Source organism: Massilia sp. 2TAF26 (assembly GCF_052115005.1).
Lineage (GTDB): Bacteria > Pseudomonadota > Gammaproteobacteria > Burkholderiales > Burkholderiaceae_D > Telluria.
In genome coordinates this window covers 64,811-83,823 of sequence record NZ_JBFRFV010000001.1, presented here as the reverse complement: position 1 = coordinate 83,823, position 19,013 = coordinate 64,811, and the positions used below count along the sequence as shown (strand labels likewise).

Annotated in this window: 18 protein-coding genes; 4 read left to right on the top strand and 14 right to left on the bottom strand. The window is 67.2% G+C overall.

Going from position 1 to position 19,013, the window contains the following annotated elements; all coding sequences use genetic code 11:
* Window positions 1-35: 35 nt before the first annotated feature.
* The 4 genes from AB4Z32_RS00390 to AB4Z32_RS00375 are packed head-to-tail and all read right to left on the bottom strand — an operon-like array spanning window position 36 to window position 4,753.
* Window positions 36-1,274, bottom strand: coding sequence for a M20 family metallopeptidase (locus AB4Z32_RS00390; RefSeq protein ID WP_441933291.1), 1,239 nt, complete (start codon window positions 1,272-1,274; stop codon window positions 36-38).
* Window positions 1,271-3,046: a 2-oxo-4-hydroxy-4-carboxy-5-ureidoimidazoline decarboxylase gene (uraD, locus tag AB4Z32_RS00385; RefSeq protein ID WP_441933290.1), complete on the bottom strand. Its 1,776-nt coding sequence runs from the start codon at window positions 3,044-3,046 to the stop codon at window positions 1,271-1,273. The genes AB4Z32_RS00390 and uraD overlap by 4 nt, the downstream gene beginning before the upstream one ends.
* Window positions 3,047-3,048: 2 nt before the next feature.
* On the bottom strand, window positions 3,049-3,993 hold the full coding sequence (gene puuE, locus AB4Z32_RS00380) for an allantoinase PuuE (protein ID WP_441933288.1): 945 nt from the start codon (window positions 3,991-3,993) through the stop codon (window positions 3,049-3,051).
* Window positions 3,994-4,003: 10 nt separating this feature from the next.
* Window positions 4,004-4,753: a GntR family transcriptional regulator gene (locus AB4Z32_RS00375; protein WP_441933286.1), complete on the bottom strand. Its 750-nt coding sequence runs from the start codon at window positions 4,751-4,753 to the stop codon at window positions 4,004-4,006.
* 115 nt (window positions 4,754-4,868) lie between these two features.
* Between AB4Z32_RS00375 and uraH the strand changes: the two genes are divergently transcribed.
* The 4 genes from uraH to AB4Z32_RS00355 all read left to right on the top strand — a co-directional run bounded on the left by uraH (window position 4,869) and on the right by AB4Z32_RS00355 (window position 9,097).
* A complete protein-coding gene (uraH, locus tag AB4Z32_RS00370) occupies window positions 4,869-5,225 on the top strand; it encodes a hydroxyisourate hydrolase (RefSeq protein ID WP_441933284.1) in 357 nt (118 codons plus the stop codon).
* Window positions 5,226-5,419: 194 nt separating this feature from the next.
* Complete coding sequence (locus AB4Z32_RS00365; RefSeq protein WP_441933282.1) at window positions 5,420-6,676, top strand: urate hydroxylase PuuD; 1,257 nt, start codon at window positions 5,420-5,422, stop codon at window positions 6,674-6,676.
* A gap of 70 nt (window positions 6,677-6,746) precedes the next feature.
* Complete coding sequence (locus AB4Z32_RS00360) at window positions 6,747-8,258, top strand: nucleobase:cation symporter-2 family protein (RefSeq protein ID WP_441933280.1); 1,512 nt, start codon at window positions 6,747-6,749, stop codon at window positions 8,256-8,258.
* Complete coding sequence (locus tag AB4Z32_RS00355; protein WP_441933278.1) at window positions 8,255-9,097, top strand: outer envelope protein; 843 nt, start codon at window positions 8,255-8,257, stop codon at window positions 9,095-9,097. Before AB4Z32_RS00360 ends, AB4Z32_RS00355 begins: the two co-directional genes overlap by 4 nt.
* A gap of 7 nt (window positions 9,098-9,104) precedes the next feature.
* On the opposite strand, the gene AB4Z32_RS00350 is transcribed toward AB4Z32_RS00355, so the two are convergent.
* From AB4Z32_RS00350 to AB4Z32_RS00305, 10 genes are all read right to left on the bottom strand, one after another.
* On the bottom strand, window positions 9,105-9,839 hold the full coding sequence (locus AB4Z32_RS00350) for an ABC transporter substrate-binding protein (protein ID WP_441933277.1): 735 nt from the start codon (window positions 9,837-9,839) through the stop codon (window positions 9,105-9,107).
* Window positions 9,836-11,971, bottom strand: a complete 2,136-nt coding sequence (locus tag AB4Z32_RS00345; RefSeq protein ID WP_441933276.1) for an FUSC family membrane protein — start codon at window positions 11,969-11,971, stop codon at window positions 9,836-9,838. The genes AB4Z32_RS00350 and AB4Z32_RS00345 overlap by 4 nt, the downstream gene beginning before the upstream one ends.
* A 106-nt stretch (window positions 11,972-12,077) precedes the next feature.
* Window positions 12,078-12,857, bottom strand: a complete 780-nt coding sequence (gene pcaD / locus AB4Z32_RS00340) for a 3-oxoadipate enol-lactonase (protein WP_441933274.1) — start codon at window positions 12,855-12,857, stop codon at window positions 12,078-12,080.
* Between the two features lie 9 nt (window positions 12,858-12,866).
* Window positions 12,867-13,649: a 1,6-dihydroxycyclohexa-2,4-diene-1-carboxylate dehydrogenase gene (locus tag AB4Z32_RS00335; protein WP_441933884.1), complete on the bottom strand. Its 783-nt coding sequence runs from the start codon at window positions 13,647-13,649 to the stop codon at window positions 12,867-12,869.
* Window positions 13,649-14,686, bottom strand: a complete 1,038-nt coding sequence (gene benC / locus AB4Z32_RS00330; RefSeq protein ID WP_441933272.1) for a benzoate 1,2-dioxygenase electron transfer component BenC — start codon at window positions 14,684-14,686, stop codon at window positions 13,649-13,651. Before benC ends, AB4Z32_RS00335 begins: the two co-directional genes overlap by 1 nt.
* A gap of 30 nt (window positions 14,687-14,716) precedes the next feature.
* Complete coding sequence (benB, locus tag AB4Z32_RS00325) at window positions 14,717-15,208, bottom strand: benzoate 1,2-dioxygenase small subunit (RefSeq protein ID WP_441933270.1); 492 nt, start codon at window positions 15,206-15,208, stop codon at window positions 14,717-14,719.
* Entirely contained in the window at window positions 15,205-16,572 is a 1,368-nt protein-coding gene (benA, locus tag AB4Z32_RS00320; RefSeq protein ID WP_441933268.1) for a benzoate 1,2-dioxygenase large subunit, read from the bottom strand. The genes benB and benA overlap by 4 nt, the downstream gene beginning before the upstream one ends.
* 9 nt (window positions 16,573-16,581) lie before the next feature.
* Window positions 16,582-17,502, bottom strand: coding sequence for a catechol 1,2-dioxygenase (catA, locus tag AB4Z32_RS00315; RefSeq protein WP_441933266.1), 921 nt, complete (start codon window positions 17,500-17,502; stop codon window positions 16,582-16,584).
* A gap of 24 nt (window positions 17,503-17,526) precedes the next feature.
* Window positions 17,527-17,817, bottom strand: a complete 291-nt coding sequence (catC, locus tag AB4Z32_RS00310; RefSeq protein WP_441933264.1) for a muconolactone Delta-isomerase — start codon at window positions 17,815-17,817, stop codon at window positions 17,527-17,529.
* Window positions 17,818-17,836: 19 nt separating this feature from the next.
* Window positions 17,837-18,946, bottom strand: coding sequence for a muconate/chloromuconate family cycloisomerase (locus AB4Z32_RS00305; RefSeq protein ID WP_441933263.1), 1,110 nt, complete (start codon window positions 18,944-18,946; stop codon window positions 17,837-17,839).
* Between the last annotated feature and the right edge of the window lie 67 nt (window positions 18,947-19,013).

Here is a 19,013-nt window from a genome sequence, read left to right as displayed (position 1 = left end):
TCGCGGGAACGACGTGGGGTGCCGGGACAACGGTTTTAATCCAGCAGGTCGAACAACGCCCGCGCAATCACCTTGGTCGCACGGCGCAAATCCTCCAGGTCGATATGCTCGTCCGCCCGCTTGGCATTGCTTTCGCCCACCGTGCGCGGGCCGGCGCCATACAGCACGGCCGGAATGCCGCGCTCGCCGAACAGGCGGGCATCGGTGTAGAGCGGGGTGCCGGCGGCCTCGATCGGCTCGTCGAACACGGCGCTGGCATGGCGCGACAGGGCGTCCACCATCGGCTGGTTGCCCGGCAGGGGCTTGAGCGCGTTGGCCAGCAGCAGGCGGCGGATCTCGATGCCGATGCCCGGGAAGCCGGCCACCGCTTCCTGGATCAGCTTGCGCAGCGAGGCTTCTACTTCCGCCGGATTCTCTTCCGGGATCATGCGGCGGTCGAGCTTGAGCACCACCTTGCCCGGCACCACATTGGTGTTGGTGCCGCCTTCGATCAGGCCGACGTTCAGGTAGGGGTGGTTGATGCCCTTCACCTGGCTGCGGGTCTGCTTGTAGATGCGGTTCTGGTCGTACAGGGCGACCAGGATGCGGGTCGCGGCCTGCAGGGCGTCGACGCCGGTCTCCGGCACCGCCGCGTGGCCCATCTTGCCGTTGACCGTGACTTCCATCTGCAGGCAGCCGTTGTGGGCGGTGACGACCTGGTAGCTGAAGCCGGCCGCGATCAGGAGGTCCGGCTTGACCAGTCCCTGGTCCAGCAGCCAGCCCGGACCGAGTTCGCCGCCGAATTCCTCGTCGTAGGTGAAGTAGAGTTCGACACCGCCTTTCAGCGGGGCGCCCAGCGCTTCGAGGGCGCGGGTGGCGAAGGTGAAGGTGGCGAAGTCGCACTTGCTGACCGCGGCGGCGCGGCCGTACAGCTTGCCGTCGGCGATCTCGGCGCCGTAGGGCGGATGGGTCCAGCCTTCGCCCGGCGGCACCACGTCGCCGTGGGCGTTCAGGGCGATGGTGCGGCCGTGACCGTACTGGCGGCGCACCACCAGGTTGGTGATGGTCTGCAGGCCGGCCTGCTCGACGACCGGCGCCGGCACCGCATGGCGTTCGGCGACGAAGCCGAAGCCCTGCAGCAGTTCGGCGGTGCGTTCGGCGTGCGGCGCATTGTTGCCCGGCGGGGTGTCGGTGGGAACGCGCACCAGCTCCTGCAGGAAGCGCACCTCCTCGTCGAAGTGGGCGTCGATCCAGGCGTCGAGGTTCTCGTAAGGGGCAGCGGTGTTGGTAGTCATGTCGGGTCCGTGGCAAGTTGGTCGAGCAGGGTGGAGAAGGCGCGCACGCACAGGTCGGCGTCGTCGTTGGTGATGGATTCCAGCGGGTTGTGGCTGATGCCGGCGTTCAGGCCGCGCAGGAACAACATGGCCTGCGGCATCATCCGATGCAGCATCATGGCGTCGTGGCCGGCGCCGCTGGGCATGCGGAACACCGGCAGGCCGAGGGTCTCGACGGCGCGTTCCCAGCGCTGGCGCCAGACCGGGTCGCAGGGTGCCGCCGCCGCGCGCATCGATTCTTCGAGCGTGTACTGCAGGCCGCGGCGGGCGCAGATCCCGCGCAGTTTTTCCTGGATGTCGCGGGCGCAGGCGTCGCGGACTTCATTCGTGGTGGCGCGCACGTCGAGGCTGAAACGGCAGCGTCCGGGCACCACGTTGATCGAGCCGTTCGGCACTTCCAGCATGCCGAAGGTGGCGACCAGGTCGGGCACCAGCGCGCCACGCTCCTCGGCGTACAGCACCAGTTCGGCGGCCGCGGCGGCGGCGTCGCGCCGCATCGTCATCGGCGTGGTGCCGGCATGGCTGGCCATGCCGACGATCTCGCCGAAGAAACGCACGCTGCCGTTGATCGAGGTGACCACGCCCAGCGGCAGGTCGGCGTCGTTCAGCACCGGACCCTGTTCGATATGGGTCTCGACGAAGCCGAGGTAGCCGGCCGGGTCGCGCTTCAGGGCCGCGATGTCGTCCACCTTCAGGCCGGCCTGCTCGATGGCCGCGCGCATCGTGACGCCGTCGGCGTCGGCCTGTTCGAGCCAGCCGCGGTCGAAGCTGCCGGTGAGGGCGCCCGAGCCCAGGAACACGGCCTTGTAGCGCTGGCCTTCCTCTTCGGCGAAGGCGACCACCTCGATGCCGTAGCCCAGGCGGCGTCCCTGGCGATGCAGTTCGCGCACGCAGGCCATCGGTACCAGGATGCCCAGGCGGCCGTCGTACTTGCCGCCGTTGCGCACCGTGTCGTAATGGGAGCCGGTCATCAGGCGCCTGGCTCGCGGGTCGGCGCCGTGGTAGACACCGACCACGTTGCCGACGGCGTCGATGCGGACCTCGTCGAAGCCGCAGTCCTCGCGCATCCAGCGCGCCAGCTGGGCCGCGCAGGCGCGGTGGGCGTCGGTCAGGTAGGTGACGCACAGCTCGCCGCGTTCGGCGTAGCCGGGGTCGCTGTGCACGGCCAGTTCCTCGGCCCAGTCCCACACCAGGTTGCCGAGCACGGGTTCGTGGCCGAACTTGTCGTTCAGGCGGATCTCGGCGATGCGGTGGATGTTGCGCAGCGCCTCCGACAGCTCGAAGTCGGGCTGGTTGTTCAGCCGGCGGGCGAAGGTGGCGATGATCTCGCGCTTCGGGAGACCGGCGCCGCGCGGGCCGCGCACCGCGAGGATGAAGGGGAAGCCGAATTTCGCGTTGTAGTCGGCATTGAGCTGCTGGATGGTGGCGAATTCCTCCGGCGTGCAATCGGTCAGGCCGGCCTTGTTCTGCTCATTGGTCGATTCCGCCGTCAGCGCTTTCGACACCATGGCCTTGCCCGCCAGTTCCGGGTGGGCTCGGATCAGGCCCAGCTTGGCTTCGCCGGGCGCGCTACGCACCGCCTCGACCAGAGCGAGCTTCAACTGCGCCAGGCTGGAGAAGGGCCGCTGTTGCCAGGCGCGCGCGGCGATCCAGGGCGAGTGTTCGTAGACGCCGTCGAGCAGGGCGGTGAATTCCGCCTCGTCGGCGGCGTTGAGTCGTTCGAGGGTCAGCATGTTTACTCCCAGGGAAAGGCGGTGGCCGGGTCGTAGGGGTGGGCCTGTTTCCAGTGGCGCGCGATGTCGATGCGGCGCGCGACCCAGACGCGGTCATGCTGCTGCACGTGGTCGAGGAAGCGCTGCAGCGCGCGGAAACGGCCGGGCCGGCCGAGCAGGCGGCAGTGCATGCCGATGCTCATCATCGTGGGACGCTCCGCGCCTTCCGCGTAATGCACGTCGAAGGCGTCGCGCAGGTAGGCGAAGAAGGGATCGCCGTGCGAGAAGCCCTGCGGCAGGGCGAAGCGCATGTCGTTGCAGTCCAGCGTATAGGGCACCACCAGCTGCGGTACCTGTTCGCCGTCGCTGCGGCGCACCCGCATCCAGAAGGGCAGGTCGTCGCCGTAATAATCGCTGTCGTATTCGAAGCCGCCGTAGTCGGCCACCAGGCGCCGCGTGTTCGGGCTGTCGCGACCGGTGTACCAGCCGAGCGGGCGCTCCCCTAGCAGGCGCTCGATGGCCTGTATCCCGAGCGCCATGTGTTCGCGCTCGGTGGCTTCGTCGACGTTCTGGTAGCTGATCCAGCGCCAGCCGTGGCAGGCGATCTCGTGCCCCAGGTCCTTGAAGGCGGCGGCGACGTCCGGGCAGCGCTCGAGCGCCATGCCGACGCCGAACACGGTCAGCGGCAGACCGCGCTGTTCGAATTCGCGCAGGATGCGCCAGACCCCGACCCGCGAGCCGTATTCATAGATGCCTTCCATGCTCAGGTGGCGGTCGGGGAAGGCCGCCGGATTGAACATCTCGGACAGGAACTGCTCGCTGCCGGCATCGCCGTGCAGCACGCTGTTCTCGCCGCCTTCTTCGAAATTCAGGACGAACTGCACGGCGACCCGGGCCTGGCCGGGCCATTCGGCATGCGGCGGCTTGGGGCCGTAGCCCTTCAGGTCGCGTGGGTAGTGTTGGCTCATGGAGTCCCTTTCAGTGATTCAGGATGTTCGCGAGGTCGATCCGCTGCGGATCGAGGTCGAGGTTGCGCTGGACGTTGCCGAGATGCTTGTCGACCAGGCGCACGGCGGCGCGCACGTCGCGCCGCTCGAAGGCATCGACGATGGCCACATGCTCGCCGTGCGATTCCTCCGCCGACTGCGAGGACTGGCGCATCAGCGCGATCAGCGAGGAACGGGTCAGCAGTTCGCTCAGCATCTGCTCCAGCACCTGGTTGCCCAGCATCCGTGCCAGCACGATGTGGAAGTCGGCCAGCAGGCGGGTGCGGCCGGGCACTTCCGCATTGTTGACGGCGGCGCGCTCCTGTTCGAGGTGGACGCGCAGCTGGCGGATCTGCTCGTCGGTGATGGTCGCGCACAACTGTTTGGTGACGGCGGTTTCGAGGATGGCGCGCACCTCGAAGACGTCACGCGCTTCCTCGGCGGTCGGGGTGGCGACGAAGGCGCCCCTGGCCGGCTCCAGCACCACCAGGCGGTCGCGGCTCAGCTGGTTGAAGGCTTGCCGCACCACGGTGCGCGAGACCTCGAAGATATCGCCGATCTTCTGTTCGGACAGTTTGGTGCCGGGCATCAGGCGGCGCTCGGCGATCGCATTGGTAATCGAGTCGACGATGCGCTGGGTGGCGCTGGTGGGCGCATCCCCGACCTCGAGCTCGGCGCCGGACGAGGCCGGGACGTCGAGCTGGGGCGGGACGATCTTGAGCGGCGGGCGGGAGCGGGTCATGGTTCGGCAATCGAATAAATAGTTGACATCGTGTTTGAAGTGTATACACTTTTTTTAAAAATGAAAACAGAAAGTGTATGCAATCCTGCATGCACCCTTATCTCAAAGGAGAACCATGGGACACCTCAGCACCCACGTGCTCGACCTCATGCACGGCTGCCCGGCCGCCGGCATGCGCGTCAGCCTGCAGGCGATCGACGGCGCCACCGCGCGCACGATCAAGACCCTCACCCTGAATTCCGACGGCCGCACCGACGGCGGTCCGCTGCTGGACGCCTCTACCATGGCGGCCGGGCGCTACCGCCTGGTGTTCTCGGTGGCGGATTACTTCCGCGGACGTGGCGTCGCGCTGCCGGAGCCGGCCTTCATCGACGAGGTGCCGATCGATTTCGGCATCGCCGACGCCAACGGCCACTACCACGTGCCGTTGCTGGTCAGCCCCTGGGCTTACTCGACTTACCGCGGTTCGTAGCGCTTTCAACGCACGATAAGATTTTTATATCCAAACATAAAAGAATCGTATACAGTTGTTTGCGTCGCCGCGGAGCGCATCGGCAGGCGGAAGTGATCCCTGCCGATGGTTGCGATGATTTGCCCCTCACAGAGCCCGCTGTGGTGATGGGACAGTACGGAGCTTTGCCGTACTCTCTTTTCGCTTGAGGCTCTATGGAAACCTATCTGCTCGACTGGGCCAACCTGTTGCTGCGTTGGACCCACGTGATCACGGCGGTCGCCTGGATCGGCGCATCCTTTTACTTCGTCTTCCTCGATAACTCCCTGCACAAGCCCACCGCGCCCGACCTCGTCGAAAAAGGCGTGGACGGCGAACTCTGGGCCGTGCACGGCGGCGGCTTCTACCACCCGCAAAAATACCTGGTCGCACCCAAGGCCATGCCCGAGAACCTGCACTGGTTCTATTGGGAGAGCTACGCCACCTGGCTGTCCGGCTTTGGCCTGTTCACGGTGCTCTACCTGTTCAATGCGGGCACCTTCATGGTCGACAAGACAGTCCACGACTGGTCGTCCGGCGCCGCCGTCGCCACCGCGCTCGGCTTCCTGGCCGCCTTCTGGTTCGTCTACGACATCATCTGCCGCGCCTTCGGTCGCAGGAAGAACGGCGACCTGATCGTCGGCGCCTGCGTGTTCGTCTTCGTCGTCTTCGCGGCCTGGCTGGCCTGCCAGTTGTACGCGGGCCGCGCCGCCTTCCTGCTGGTGGGCGCGATGCTCGCGACCTCGATGAGCGCCAACGTCTTTTTCTGGATCATCCCGGGCCAGCGCAAGGTGGTGGCCCAGCTGAAGGCCGGCCAGCCGGTCGACCCGATCTACGGCTGGCGCGCAAAGCAGCGCAGCGTGCACAACACCTACTTCACCCTGCCGGTGCTGGTGGCGATGCTGTCGAACCACTACGGCTGGCTGTACTCGGGCCGCAACAACTGGTTCGTGCTGGTGCTGCTGATGCTGGCCGGCGCCCTGATCCGCCACAGCTTCGTGGCGCGCCACAAGGCCCTCGTGCTGGGCAAGCGCGTCCCCTGGGAACACGCGGTCGGCGGCGTCGCCGCCCTGCTGGCGCTGGCCGTCTGGCTGGTGCCGACGCCGGAAGCCGAAGCGCCGATGGGCGCCAGCGCGCCTGCCGCCGCCGCTCCTGCCGCCACCGCCGCCGCGGCCGGCGCCACCGCCCACCAGGTCAGCTTCCAGCAAGTCAAAGGCGTGATCGACCAGCGCTGCGTGATGTGTCACTCGGCCCAGGTGCAGAGCAAGGGCCTGGCCTTCGACAATCCCGCATCGATCAAGCGGCACGCGCAACAGATGTATCAGCAGGCCGTGGTACTGAAACTCATGCCGTTGAATAACGCCACGCAGATCACCGCCGGAGAGCGGGACTTGCTGAAGCGTTGGTACGAAGAGGGCGCCCCGGTGGAGTAAACATCCGGGATGGCCAGCAGCATGCATTCTTTGGTTTCGGACGTACGTCAATAATAATCAGGAGACAAGCATGAAACACCAGAGCCGCCATCCGGTGGATGAAAGACTACCCCTCGGGAGATTGACCGCCCTGGGGCTGCAGCATGTGCTGGTCATGTACGCGGGCGCCATCGCGGTGCCCCTGATCGTGGGCCGCGCCCTCAAACTCTCGCCGGCGGAAGTCACGATGCTGATTTCGGCCGACCTGTTCTGCTGCGGCCTGGTAACCCTCATCCAGTCGCTCGGCCTGTCTCCATGGTTCGGCATCAAGCTGCCGGTCATGATGGGCGTGACCTTCGCGGCCGTCGGCCCGATGGTGGCGATCGCGAATGCCGTCCCCGGCGTCGACGGGGCAAGGGCGATCTTCGGCGCCGGCATCGGCGCCGGCGTGCTGGCGATCCTGATCGCGCCGCTGATGAGCCGCATGCTGCGCTTTTTTCCGCCGGTCGTCACCGGCACCATCATCCTGGTCATCGGCGTCAGCCTGATGCGGGTCGGAGTGGGCTGGGCGATGGGCGGCCCCGATTCGGCGGCCCAGAGCGTCGACGTGGCGCGCCTGGCCGTGATGGTCGACGATGCCAGGGCGACTGCCGCCGCTGCCGCCGCGGTGGCCCCCGAACAGGCGGTGGCGCCGGCGCTGAAACTGGCCGGCCCGGTGCCGATGACGCCGAACCCGTCCTATGGATCGCTAGACAACCTGGCGATCGCCGGCTTCGTGCTGCTGGTGGTGCTGGCGTTGGTGAAGTACGGCCGCGGCTTCATCTGCAATATTTCGGTCCTGCTGGGCATCGTGGCCGGCTGCGGCGTGGCCTACAGTGCCGGCAAGATGCACTTCGATAAGGTCGGCAAGGCCCCGTGGTTCGAGATCGTGACCCCGTTCGCCTTCGGCATGCCGACCTTCGACATCGTCATGATCCTCACCCTGACCGTGGTCATGATGGTGGTGATGATCGAATCGGCCGGCATGTTCCTGGCCCTGTCGGACATGACCGGCAAGGAGATCGACCGCAAGAGCCTGGCCGCGGGCCTGCGCACCGACGCCCTGGGCACCCTGCTGGGCGGCGTGCTGAACACCTTCCCGCACACCAGCTTTTCGCAGAACGTCGGCCTGGTGGCCGTGACCGGCGTGAAGAGCCGCTGGGTCTGCGTGGCGGGCGGCATCATCATGATCGTGCTGGGCATGCTGCCGAAGATGGCCTCGCTGGTCGAAGCCATTCCCCAGTTCGTGCTGGGCGGCGCCGGCCTGGTCATGTTCGGCATGGTGGCGGCCGCCGGCATCCGCATCCTGACCCGGGTCGATTTCAAGACCAACCGCTTCAATCTCTACATCGTGGCGCTGTCGATCGGCTTCGGCCTGATTCCGCTGGTGGCGCCGCGCTGGGCCCAGCAGATGTCGCACAGCCTGCATCCGCTGCTGGAATCCGGCATCCTGCTGACCGCGCTCGCCGCCGTGGCGCTGAACCTGTTCTTCAACGGCACCCGAGGCATACCTGAAGAATCGCATGAGGAAGTGGAACCGATGGCACAAGGGAGCAAGGCATGAAGCGCGCGGTACTGACATTCGCATTGATGGCCGGCGCGGCGGCGTCAAGCATGGCCGCCGACTGGAGCGATACCTCGATCGCCTACCGCACCGGCACCCGCTTCGCCGAGCCCTTCAACGCCAACGACATCCGCAAGGACATCGTGCAGTTCACGCATGCCAGCGGCTACAAGTACGGCAGTAACTTCGTCAACCTGGACATCCTCCTGTCCGACAAGACCGATCCCTCGTCGAAAGGGGCGAGCTCCGGCGCCCAGGAGTTCTACGTGGTCTACCGCCACACGCTCGAATGGGGCAAGCTCACCGGTGCGCCGGTGCGCTTCGGCCCGGTGCGCGACCTGGGCCTGACCGGCGGCTTCGACGTCAACACCAAGACCGACGCCGGCTACAACTCCAAGAAGCGCATGCTGGTGCTGGGGCCGACCCTGATGTTCGACGTGCCCGGCCTGCTCAACGTCGGCGTGTATCAGCTATGGGAGAGCAATGCGCCCTACAGCAGCTTCACCCAGGTCAGCACGCCGCGCTACCACTACGATCCGCACCCGATGCTGGGCGCGGTCTGGGCCTTCCCGCTGGGGGCCACCAGGCTGTCCTTCGAAGGTTATGCCAACTTCATCGCCGCCAAGGGCCAGAACGAGTTCGGCCGGGGTACCAAGCCCGAGACGAATATCGACATGCAGCTGATGCTCGACGTCGGCGCGCTGCTCGACACCAAGCCGAAGCGCTTCCGCGCCGGTATCGCCTACCAGTACTGGCGCAACAAGTTCGGCAACGACAGCAACACGATTCCCGGCGCCACGGCCAGGACGCCGATGGTCAAGGCCCAGTACCACTTCTAGTGCTTGGTCACGCCGCGGCCGGTGCCACCGAGGCGCCGTCGATGCGGTGGCGGGCGAGGGCGGCCGCCACGAAGCCGCTGGCTTTCATGTGTTCGACGAAGCGGGCGAGGAAGGTGGCGGCTTCCGCGCCGCGGCGCTTCGGCGTGCCCATCGCCTGCTGGATGACCATGAAGTGGCCGTCAAGCAGGCGCAGCCCGCCGAAGCGCCGCGCATCCGCTTCCAGCTGCTGCTTCACCCCGGCCGCGACTTCCGCCCCCAGTTCCATGAAGGTGTCGACCACGGTGGGCGAGGTCGGCGCCCGCAGGATCCGCGCATGCGCCAGCGTGCGGCTCAGGTGGAGATCGTAGGCGCTGCCCTTGCCGACCACGACGCGGTTTGGCTCGGCGTCGACTTCCTCGTTCGCCTTCAGCGGCGAATCCTGTTTCACCAGATAGCAGCCTTCGATCAGCACATAAGCGGCGCTGAAGGCGATGTTCGCGCCGCGCAGCGGGTCGATGGCGAAGAAGCCGATGTCGGCCTGCTCCGAGGCGACCGCGTCGACCGACTTTCCGGCCGCATCGACGACCACCAGTTCCAGTTCCGCGCCCAGCAGGCGCGCGAATTCGCCGGCGAGGTCGACGGATACGCCGCGGGCGCCGCCATCCTCGCCCTGGCAGGCCAGGATCGGGTTGCCTAGGTTGATGGCGGCTCGCAGCTTGCCGGTGGGGGCAAAGGCGGAGCGGATGGAAGGAGTAGTGGTCATGGCGCACCGGTTGATGTTTCAAGAACCTGTCCAATCGCGTCGCCGCATAGCGCCACCTGGGCCGCATCCTCCTGCAGCAAACGCAGCCTTCGCTGCAACGGCGCCCAGCCCGGCCATTCCGCGATCCAGACCGTCGCTTCGCCGGCAGGCGCAAGGCCGGCCTGCGGTGCTTCCCCGAGTGTGGCACGGACTTCGGCGAACATGCGTTCGAGCGCGGCATCGACCTCGGCGCGCGGCAGGTTCTCCGCGTAGCGCTGCAGCAGCAGGCGCAGCGCCGCCATGTGGGCCACCAGCAGGTAGTTCTGCACCGTGAAGCGGGCCAGTTCGGCCGGTGCGCGCCGCTTGCCGGCCGGCTCGTCCAGCATGCGGCCGAGCGCCGCGCTGAGGGCCGCCAGGCTGTCCATGAAGCGCTTGCGGGCGATCCGGTAGTGGAAATCGTCGCCGTTGCGGCGCCGCAGGAGTTCGCCGGCGGCGTCCACGTATTTGCGGTTGGCCTCGCGCACCGCGTCCACCAGCAGCGGCAGGTTCTGGTATTCCCAGTTCGGCAGCACGTAGCTGAAGAAGGTGGCGATCAGGGTGCCGACCACGGTGTCCAGCAGGCGTTCGCCGATGGCGCCGCCGCCGTGCGGCACCGTCAGGCCGATCAGCAGCAGGGCCTGGACGCTGGCGGCGATCGCCGTGTAGCGGTATTTCACGTACAGGAAGGTGGGTCCGGCCGCGGTGGCGACGAACAGGAAGCCGAACAGGATGGCCGGCGCGTGGACGAAGTGCAGGATCACGGCGGTCAGCATGCAGCCGATCAGGGTGCCGGTCAGGCGGTCGGCGCGGCGCTGGCGGGTGATGCTGAAGCTGGGCTTGAGGACCACGGCGATGGTCAGCGCGGTCCAGTAGCCGTGCGTCTTGTAGGGCAGCCATTCGGCCGACATGAGTCCGACCGAAATCGCCATCGCCACCCGCAGCGCGTAGCGGAAGGTCGGCGAGGTCCAGCGCAGGTTCGACAGCAGGATGCCGATGTTGTAGCGCTGCTGGGTAAGGAGGGGCGTGAGGTCGGCGTCGCGTGCCGTCGGCAGCTTGCCATGGGGCGCCTGGCTGGCCGCGTGCAGGCGCGCGATCATCGCGATCAGCTCGCGGATCTTGTTGGAGGTGGCGCGCAGCACGGCCTGGGCGCCCCCGGCCGGGCCTTCGCCGGGGGGCAGGGTGCGCAGGGCCTCCTCGAGCGCGCGCAGTTCCGCGCGGTAGTCGGTGGCGGCCCAGGAGGGCCGGTTGCGCGTCATCGCATAGGCGACCGATTCGATGTCGCGCGCGGCCTTGCCGATCAGGTCGCCCAGCAGCGGCAGGACCGGGCCATCGGCGAAGTACTCGCGCAGCAGGGCGTAATCGGTGTGGGTCGACAGCACCAGTTCGTACAGGTCGAACATGGCGTAATGGACCTGCACCAGCACCGCTTCGTCGGGCCTGGGCCGGCCGCGCAGGATCAGGTCGCGCGAGGCCTGCTGGCGCTCGGCCAGCACGCTCTGCTGGCGCACCAGCTTTTCCAACTGCGCCGGCAGCGGATTCGCCAGGTCGTAGCAGCCGGCCTTGTTGCTGGTATAGGCCGCCAGTTCGTACAGCGCTTCGGCCAGCACCTGCTGCTTGAGACGGCGCCGCAGGATCCACACGACCACCATCGCATAGGCCATGTAGCCGGCGCCGCCCAGCAGGAACAGGCCGCCGTGCCGCAGCGCCTGCAACGGCGTGGCCGCCGCCTCGCTCGACAGCATCATCACGAACAGGGCCACGAACTGCAGCGGCATCGCCTTCCTGCCGTAGACCACCATCATGCTGGCCAGGAAGGAGACCAGCACGATGACGCTGCGCAGCAGCCAGGGCACCGGCGAACAAAGGCTGACCAGCAGCGCCACCAGGGAGCATGACAGCACGCCGGCCAGCATCTCGTTGAACTTGTGGCGCAGCGGGCCGGGCATGTCCATCAGGCTGGTGCACAGCGCGCCGATGGCGACCGCCATCGCGGCCGGCAGGTCGGCGGCGAGGTAGGTCAGGTAGGTCAGTCCGACGATGCCGGTGGCGATCCGCAGGCCGGTGTAGAAGTAGTGGCTGAACAGGAAGGTGCGCGGTGCTAGGGTGTAGTGCATGGGATCGAATGGGCCGCGCCTGCCAGGAGTCGGGTAGGCTTTGCTGGCGATTCTAGCAAAAAACGCCAGCCGGGCCGGCCCATCGCACAGCCATTCGTGTCCGTATTTACGCCGGCAGGAAGCGCCGCAGCAGCGCCGTGAATTCCTCCGCCGCCTCGATACTGGACAGGTGGGAGGCGTCGAGCACCGCCAGCTGCGCTCCAGCCACCTGGGCGGCCAGCCATTCGCCGTCGGCCACCGTGGTCACCGGATCGTGGCGGCCGGCGATCACCAGCGTCGGACTGGCGATGTCCTGCACCTGTTCGCGCAGGTCGCAGCGGGCAAGCGCATCGCAGCAGGCGGCATAGCCCTCGGCGTCCTGTTCGCGCAGGCGCCCGATCAGGTGGCCGACCACACTGGGCTGGCGTGCGATGAAGGGGGCGGTGAACCAGCGCGATGCGGCGCCGTCCGCCACGGCGCCCATGCCTTCGACGCGGACCAGCGCGGCGCGCGTCGCCCAGCCATCCAGGTTGCCGATGCGGGCGGCGGTATTCGCCAGCACCAGCTTGTGGACGCGCTGCGGCGCATGGATGCCGAGCCATTGGCCGGTCAAGCCGCCCATCGAGATCCCGCAGAAGTGCGTCCGCGTGATGCCGAGATGGTCGAGCAGGTCGAGCACGTCCAGGCCCAGGCGCGCGATGCCGGCCGGACCGGTTCCGCGCACGGAACCACCGTGTCCGCGGGTGTCGTAGCGCACCACATAAAAATCCTCGGCCAGCGCCGCGGTCTGCGCGTCCCACATGCCCAGGTCGGTGCCGAGGGAGTTCGAGAGGAGGAGGCAGGGTTTCCTGCGGTCGCCGTCGGTCCGGTAGTACAGCCGGCCGTCATCGAGGTGTGCGTAAGGCATGCGATCTCCTCAGCCAAGGTCGCCGCCGGCCACGGGCAGGACGGTACCGGTGATATACGAAGCCTCGCGCGAGGCCAGGAACAGGATCGCACCGACCTGCTCGTCGATGCTGCCGTAGCGGTGCATCAGGCTGGTGGCGACGGTCTGGTCGACGATGCCCTGGTACCACGCCTGCTCCGGTCCGCTGAGCGGCTCCGGGTTGCGCGGCACCTTGCGCGGCGGTGCCTCGGTGCCGCCGGTGGCCACCGCGTTGACGCGGATGTTGTCGCCGGCATGCTCGAAGGCCAGGCTGGCGGTCAGCGCGTTGACGCCGCCCTTGGCCGCCGAGTACGGGATGCGGTAGATGCCGCGCGTCGCCACCGAGGACACGTTGACGATGGCGCCGGCCTGGCGCCAGATCATCGACGGCAGCACGGCGCGACAGCACCACAAGGTGGGAAACAACGAGCGCCGGATCTCCGCTTCGATCTGCCACTCCTCGTACTCCTGGTAGGGCTTGGCCCAGATGGTGCCGCCGACGTTGTTGACCAGGATGTCGATCCGGCCGTAGTCGTCGAGCGCGCGCGCCATCAAGGCTTGTGCGCCGTCCCAGGTCTCGAGGTCGACCTCGGCTACCACGACTTGCGCGCCAAGCGCGACTGCCTCCTGCGCGACTTCGTTGACCAGCGCCGAGCGGTCGGCCAGCACCAGCTGGGCCCCTTCGCGGGCGGCGGCCAGCGCCACCCCGCGGCCGATGCCCTGGGCGGCGCCGGTGACGACCATGACCTGGTCCTTGAAACGGTCGGGATGCATCATGCGGCGACTCCCTGGCCGGCGGCGGCGCTGGCGGAAAATTTCTCGAAGTAGAAGTTGGCCGGCTTCACGCCCGTGGTTTCCAGCCAGCCGCGCACCGCCTCGACCATCGGCACCGGGCCGCACAGGTAGACGTCGACGTCGCCGCCGTTCATCCAGCCCGCCTCGACGTGGGCGGTGGCATAGCCCTTGCGTGGGTGGCCGCTGCTTGCCGCGGCGACGCAGGTCAGGTACTCGAACTGCGGATGGGCGGCGGCGATGCGGTCCAGGTGGGCCAGTTCGACCAGGTCGTGGTCGTTCGTCACCGCGTAGACCAGCCTCACCGGCTGCGTGAAGCCCTTGGCGGCGAGGACGTCCAGCATGGACAGGAAGGGCGCGATGCCGGTGCCGCCGGCCAGCATCAGCAGGGGACGCTGGACCGGCCGCAGGTAGAAGCTGCCGAAGGGACCGCTGAAGGAGACTTGCTGGCCGGCCGCGGCGCGCTGCGCGAGGTAGCCGCTCATCAGCCCGTCCGGCACGTTGCGCACGACGAAGCTGGCGAGGGCCGCGCCGGGCGCGGAGCTGAAGGAATAGGAGCGGGTCTCGCTCGTTCCGGGCACCGTGACGTTGACGTACTGGCCCGGCAGGAAGTCCAGCAGATCCGGCTGGTCCAGCGCCACCGAGAAGCGGATGGTCGAGGGCGAGAGCTGCTCGACGGCGGCGAGCCTGCCCTGGTATTCCGCGACGCCGGTGCGGCAGGCGCCCGAGGTGGCGGGAATCTTCACCACGCAGTCGGAGGTCGGCCGCATCTGGCAGGCCAGCACGTAGCCGGCGGCGGCATCCTTTTCGTCCAGCGCGTCCTCGATATAGCTTTCGGGCGGCATCTCGTACTGCCCCGACTCGCACAGGCCGCGGCAGGTGCCGCAGGCGCCGTCGCGGCAGTCGAGGGGAATGTTGACCTTCTGGCGGTAGGCCGCGTCGGCCAGTTTTTCGTTGTCGTTGCAGCTGATGAAGCGGGTGACTCCGTCTTCGAACTGCAGCGCGATCGTATGCGTCATGATCGGCTCCTGCTTTGCATGGTGCGTTGCTTAGATGTGGTAGATGTCGATGACCTGGCTGATGTAGTCGTTCTTCAGGACGACGTACTTGTCCAGGATCTGCGGACGCGGACCGGAAAAATCGATCGCGTAGCGCGACATGCCGAAATAGCTATGGTTCGTGTGGTAGCGGTGGCTCAGCGTGTGCCAGTTGAAGCGCACGGTGAGCACGCCGCCGTCGACCCGTTCGAGTTCCACGTTGGCGATGTTGTGGCTGGTGCGGGTGTCGGGAATCGTCGCGCTGGAGCGCTCGGTCTTGATCCGGAACACCCGGTCTTCCAGGCCCTGGCGGTTCGGGTAGAAGATCAGCGAGATCTCGCGCTGCGGATCGGTGACCAGCTTGCCGTCGTCGTCCCAGGACGGCATCCAGAAGCGCGCGTCCGGGTGGTAGCACTCCAGCCACTCGTCCCACTGCTCGTCGTCGAGCAGGCGGGCTTCGCGGTAGAGGAAGGCGAGGATGTCCTGCATGGCGACCGCGCTCATTTCGTCTCTCCCTGTGCGTCGATGGCCTTCTTCATGACGTCCAGCCAGTAGCGGTGCTGCACCGTGTACAGGCCTTCGTCCTCGGTGCGCACGCCGCTCATCACCGGCCGCAGGCCGATGTCGCCGGCGGCCGGATCGGCGCCCGCGATCCAGTGGGTGGCGCCGCGGCACATGTCGTTCCAGGCCATCGCCGCGCCGGCATAGCCCTGCTGGCAGGCGCGGAACTCTTCCAGGTCGTCCGGGGTCGCCATGCCGCTGACGTTGAAGAAGTCTTCATACTGGCGGATGCGGTGGGCGCGTGCCTCGTCGGATTCGCCCTTCGGCGCGATGCAGTAGATCGTCACCTCGGTCTTGTCCACCGACAGCGGACGCAGCACCCGGATCTGGGAGCTGAACTGGTCCATCAGGTAGACGTTCGGGTACAGGCACAGGTTGCGCGAGCGCTCGACCATCCAGTCCGCCATCGGCTTGCCGTGCTTTTCGGCGTATTCCGCATGGCGCCCGAAGTTCGGCCGGTCTTCCGGATTCGCCCACTGCGACCACAGCAGCATGTGGCCGTGCTCGAAGGCGTAGAAGCCGCCGCCCTGGCGGCCCCAGTTGCCGGCATCCATGGCGCGGACCTTGTCCTCGCGCGCCTGTTCGTCCTTGCGGTGCCTGGTGGTGGCGGCGTAGTTCCAGTGCACGGCCGTGACGTGGTAGCCGTCGGCGCCGTTCTCGGCCTGCAGCTTCCAGTTGCCGTCGAAGGTGTAGGTGGAGGAGCCGCGCAGCACTTCCAGCCCTTCCGGCGACTGGTCGACGATCATGTCGATGATCTTGCCGGCTTCGCCCAGGAACTCGTCGAGCGGCGGCACTTCCGGGTTCAGGCTGCCGAACAGGAAGCCCTTGTAGCTGGCGAAGCGCGCCAGCTTCTTGAGGTCGTGCGAGCCCTCCTTGTTGAAGCATTCCGGGTAGCCGGCGCTTTCCGGGTCCTTCACCTTCAGCAGCTTGCCGCTGTTGTTGAAGGTCCAGCCGTGGAACGGGCAGGTATAGGTCGCCTTGTTGCCGCGCTTGTGGCGGCACAGCTGGGCGCCGCGGTGGCTGCAGGCGTTGATGAAGGCATTCAGCTCACCCTGTCGGTTGCGCGCGATGAAGACCGGTTGGCGTCCGATGTGGGTGGTGTAGTAGTCGTTGACGTTCGCGACCTGGCTCTCGTGGGCGAGATAGATCCAGTTGCCTTCGAAGATGTGCTGCATCTCCAGTTCGAACAGGCCTTCGTCGGTGAAGGCATTGCGGTGCAGGCGGTACTGGCCGGTGGCGGCATCCTCCACCAGGTAGTCGTCCAGGCTCCTGGGCTTGAACGCGTTGACGGGACGGATCGGGATCATGGCGGGTCCTCAGGCGGCGGCGCGGTTGCGCTCGACGATGGTGCTCGGCGCGGCTTCGGTGTCGCGGTACAGGTGGAAGTCGAAATCGATCGAGGCGAAAGGCTTGTCCAGGCGCTTGGCATCGATCGCGGCCGGATCGTCGATGCGGGCGATGGCCGGCACCAGGCCTTCGCGGCTGGCGAAGGCGAAGTCGTCCCACAGGTATTCGTCGCCGTCGATGTTGATCTGGGTAGTCAGCTTGCGGTGGCCGGGTGCGCTCACGAAGAAGTGGATGTGGGCCGGGCGCTGGCCGTGGCGGCCGAGAAGATCCAGCAGCTGCTGGGTGGTGCCGTCCGGCGGACAGCCGTAGCCGACCGGGATGATGCTGCGGAACTGGTAGCGGCCGTCGGCGTCGGTCACGATGGTGCGGCGCAGGTTGAAGTCGGACTGGGTGCGGTCGAAGAACGAGTAGTTGCCTAGCAGGTTGGCGTGCCAGACTTCGACCTTCGCGTTCGGCAGCGGCTTGCCTTCCTGGTCGAACACCGTGCCCTGCATGAACAGGGTCTCGGCGCGGTCGGACTCGCTGCCGTCGTCGAGGCGGGCGAAACCCACGCTCTCCGGCGCGCCGGCCACGTACAGCGGGCCTTCGATGGTGCGCGGGGTGCCGCCTTCGAGGCCGGCCTTTTGTTCGGCCTCGTCGGCGCGGATGTCGAGGAAGCGTTCCAGGCCCAGGCCGGCGGAGAGCAGGCCCAGTTCGTTGGCCGCACCGGCGGCCGACAGGTAGGCGATGCCGTGCCAGAACTCGGTCGGCGTGATGTCCAGGTCTTCGATCGCCTTGCACAGGTCGCCCAGCAGGCGCTGCACGACCTGCTGCACGCGCGGGTTGGCGGGGCGGCTTGCGGCGTCCACGATCCAGTTCTTTACCAGGGTGTCGATGTCTGCGTGATTCATTGCGGTCTCCTTCGTGTTATGGGCTTACTGGTCGTTGCTGCGGATCGAGGACGGGTGGCGGCACAGCGGCATCACCTCGATCTGCATATAAGGGAACAGCGGCAGGGAGGTCAGCAGCGCGTGCAGCTCCTCCACGCTGCCGACGTCGAAAACGCTGACGTTGGCGTACTGGCCGGCGATGCGCCACAGGTGGCGCCACTTGCCTTCGTGCTGCAGGCGCTGGGCGAGTTCCTTCTCGTCCTGCTTGAGTTTCGCGGCCTGCTCGGGCGGCATCGCCGGCGGCATGTTGACGTTCATTCGTACATGGAACAGCATCAAGGTCTCCTTGGGTGTCTCAGTTGCGCTGCATCCGGCGCAGTTTCTCGATATCGATCTCCACGCCCAGGCCGGGGCCGCTCGGGACCTGCAGCATGTAGTCGCGGTAGACCAGCGGCTCGCGCAGGACTTCCTCGGTCAGCAGCAGGGGGCCGAACAGTTCGGTGTCCCAGGCCAGTTCGGGGAAGGTGGCGCAGAGGTGGGCGGTGGCGGCGGTGCCGATCCCGCCTTCGAGCATGGTGCCGCCGTACAGGCCGACGCCGGCCAGGCGCGCCACGGTGGCCACTTCCAGCGCCGGCAGCAGGCCGCCGGACTGGGCGATCTTGACCGCGTAGACGTCGGCAGCATCCATGCGCGCCAGCGCCAGCGCGTCGTCCGGGCCATGCAGGGCCTCGTCGGCCATGATGGCGACGTCGAAGCGCTGCTTCAGGCGGGCCAGGGCGCCGGCGTTGACGGCCTTCACCGGCTGTTCGATCAGGTCGATGCCGCCGGCTTCCAGCGCCGCGATGCCGCGCACCGCGACCAGTTCGCTCCAGGCCTGGTTGACGTCGACCCGCACGCTGGCGCGCTCGCCGAGGGCGCGCTTGATCGCCAGCACGTGCTTGACGTCGTCCGCGACGCTGCGCAGGCCGATCTTCAGCTTGAAGATGCGGTGGCGGCGAATCTCGAGCATGTGCTCGGCCTCGGCGATGTCCTTGGCGGTGTCGCCGCTGGCCAGGGTCCAGGCCACCGGCAGCGCATCGCGCACCCGGCCGCCCAGCAGTTCCGAGAGCGGCACGCCGAGGCGGCGCGCCTGGGCGTCGAGCAGGGCGGTCTCGAGGGCGCATTTGGCGAAGCGGTTGCCCTGGATGATCTTGCGGATCTTCGCCATGGCCTTGGCCGGCTGCCGCGCGTCCATGCCGACGAGCAGGGGCGCGATGTGGGTGTCGATGTTCACCTTCACGCTTTCCGGGCTTTCGTCGCCGTAGTTCAGGCCGCCGATGGTGGTGGCTTCGCCCCAGCCTTCGATGCCGTCGCCGCAAAGGACGCGCACCAGCACCAGGGTCTGGGTGCTCATCGTCGCGACGGACAGCTTGTGAGGCCGGATCGTCGGCACGTCGACGAGGATGGTTTCAATAGTTTGAATCATATTTATTTCGTATAATGCGCTGAGGTGATGACACGATATTCCTGCGAATAATGGCCGTCCAACACCG

Bases quoted from the DNA above. Each gene is read 5' to 3' on its own strand.
- AB4Z32_RS00390 (WP_441933291.1), bottom strand. From the start codon at position 1,274: ATGACTACCAACACCGCTGCCCCTTACGAGAACCTCGACGCCTGGATC.
- uraD (WP_441933290.1), bottom strand. From the start codon at position 3,046: ATGCTGACCCTCGAACGACTCAACGCCGCCGACGAGGCGGAATTCACC.
- puuE (WP_441933288.1), bottom strand. From the start codon at position 3,993: ATGAGCCAACACTACCCACGCGACCTGAAGGGCTACGGCCCCAAGCCG.
- AB4Z32_RS00375 (WP_441933286.1), bottom strand. From the start codon at position 4,753: ATGACCCGCTCCCGCCCGCCGCTCAAGATCGTCCCGCCCCAGCTCGAC.
- uraH (WP_441933284.1), top strand. From the start codon at position 4,869: ATGGGACACCTCAGCACCCACGTGCTCGACCTCATGCACGGCTGCCCG.
- AB4Z32_RS00365 (WP_441933282.1), top strand. From the start codon at position 5,420: ATGGAAACCTATCTGCTCGACTGGGCCAACCTGTTGCTGCGTTGGACC.
- AB4Z32_RS00360 (WP_441933280.1), top strand. From the start codon at position 6,747: ATGAAACACCAGAGCCGCCATCCGGTGGATGAAAGACTACCCCTCGGG.
- AB4Z32_RS00355 (WP_441933278.1), top strand. From the start codon at position 8,255: ATGAAGCGCGCGGTACTGACATTCGCATTGATGGCCGGCGCGGCGGCG.
- AB4Z32_RS00350 (WP_441933277.1), bottom strand. From the start codon at position 9,839: ATGACCACTACTCCTTCCATCCGCTCCGCCTTTGCCCCCACCGGCAAG.
- AB4Z32_RS00345 (WP_441933276.1), bottom strand. From the start codon at position 11,971: ATGCACTACACCCTAGCACCGCGCACCTTCCTGTTCAGCCACTACTTC.
- pcaD (WP_441933274.1), bottom strand. From the start codon at position 12,857: ATGCCTTACGCACACCTCGATGACGGCCGGCTGTACTACCGGACCGAC.
- AB4Z32_RS00335 (WP_441933884.1), bottom strand. From the start codon at position 13,649: ATGCATCCCGACCGTTTCAAGGACCAGGTCATGGTCGTCACCGGCGCC.
- benC (WP_441933272.1), bottom strand. From the start codon at position 14,686: ATGACGCATACGATCGCGCTGCAGTTCGAAGACGGAGTCACCCGCTTC.
- benB (WP_441933270.1), bottom strand. From the start codon at position 15,208: ATGAGCGCGGTCGCCATGCAGGACATCCTCGCCTTCCTCTACCGCGAA.
- benA (WP_441933268.1), bottom strand. From the start codon at position 16,572: ATGATCCCGATCCGTCCCGTCAACGCGTTCAAGCCCAGGAGCCTGGAC.
- catA (WP_441933266.1), bottom strand. From the start codon at position 17,502: ATGAATCACGCAGACATCGACACCCTGGTAAAGAACTGGATCGTGGAC.
- catC (WP_441933264.1), bottom strand. From the start codon at position 17,817: ATGCTGTTCCATGTACGAATGAACGTCAACATGCCGCCGGCGATGCCG.
- AB4Z32_RS00305 (WP_441933263.1), bottom strand. From the start codon at position 18,946: ATGATTCAAACTATTGAAACCATCCTCGTCGACGTGCCGACGATCCGG.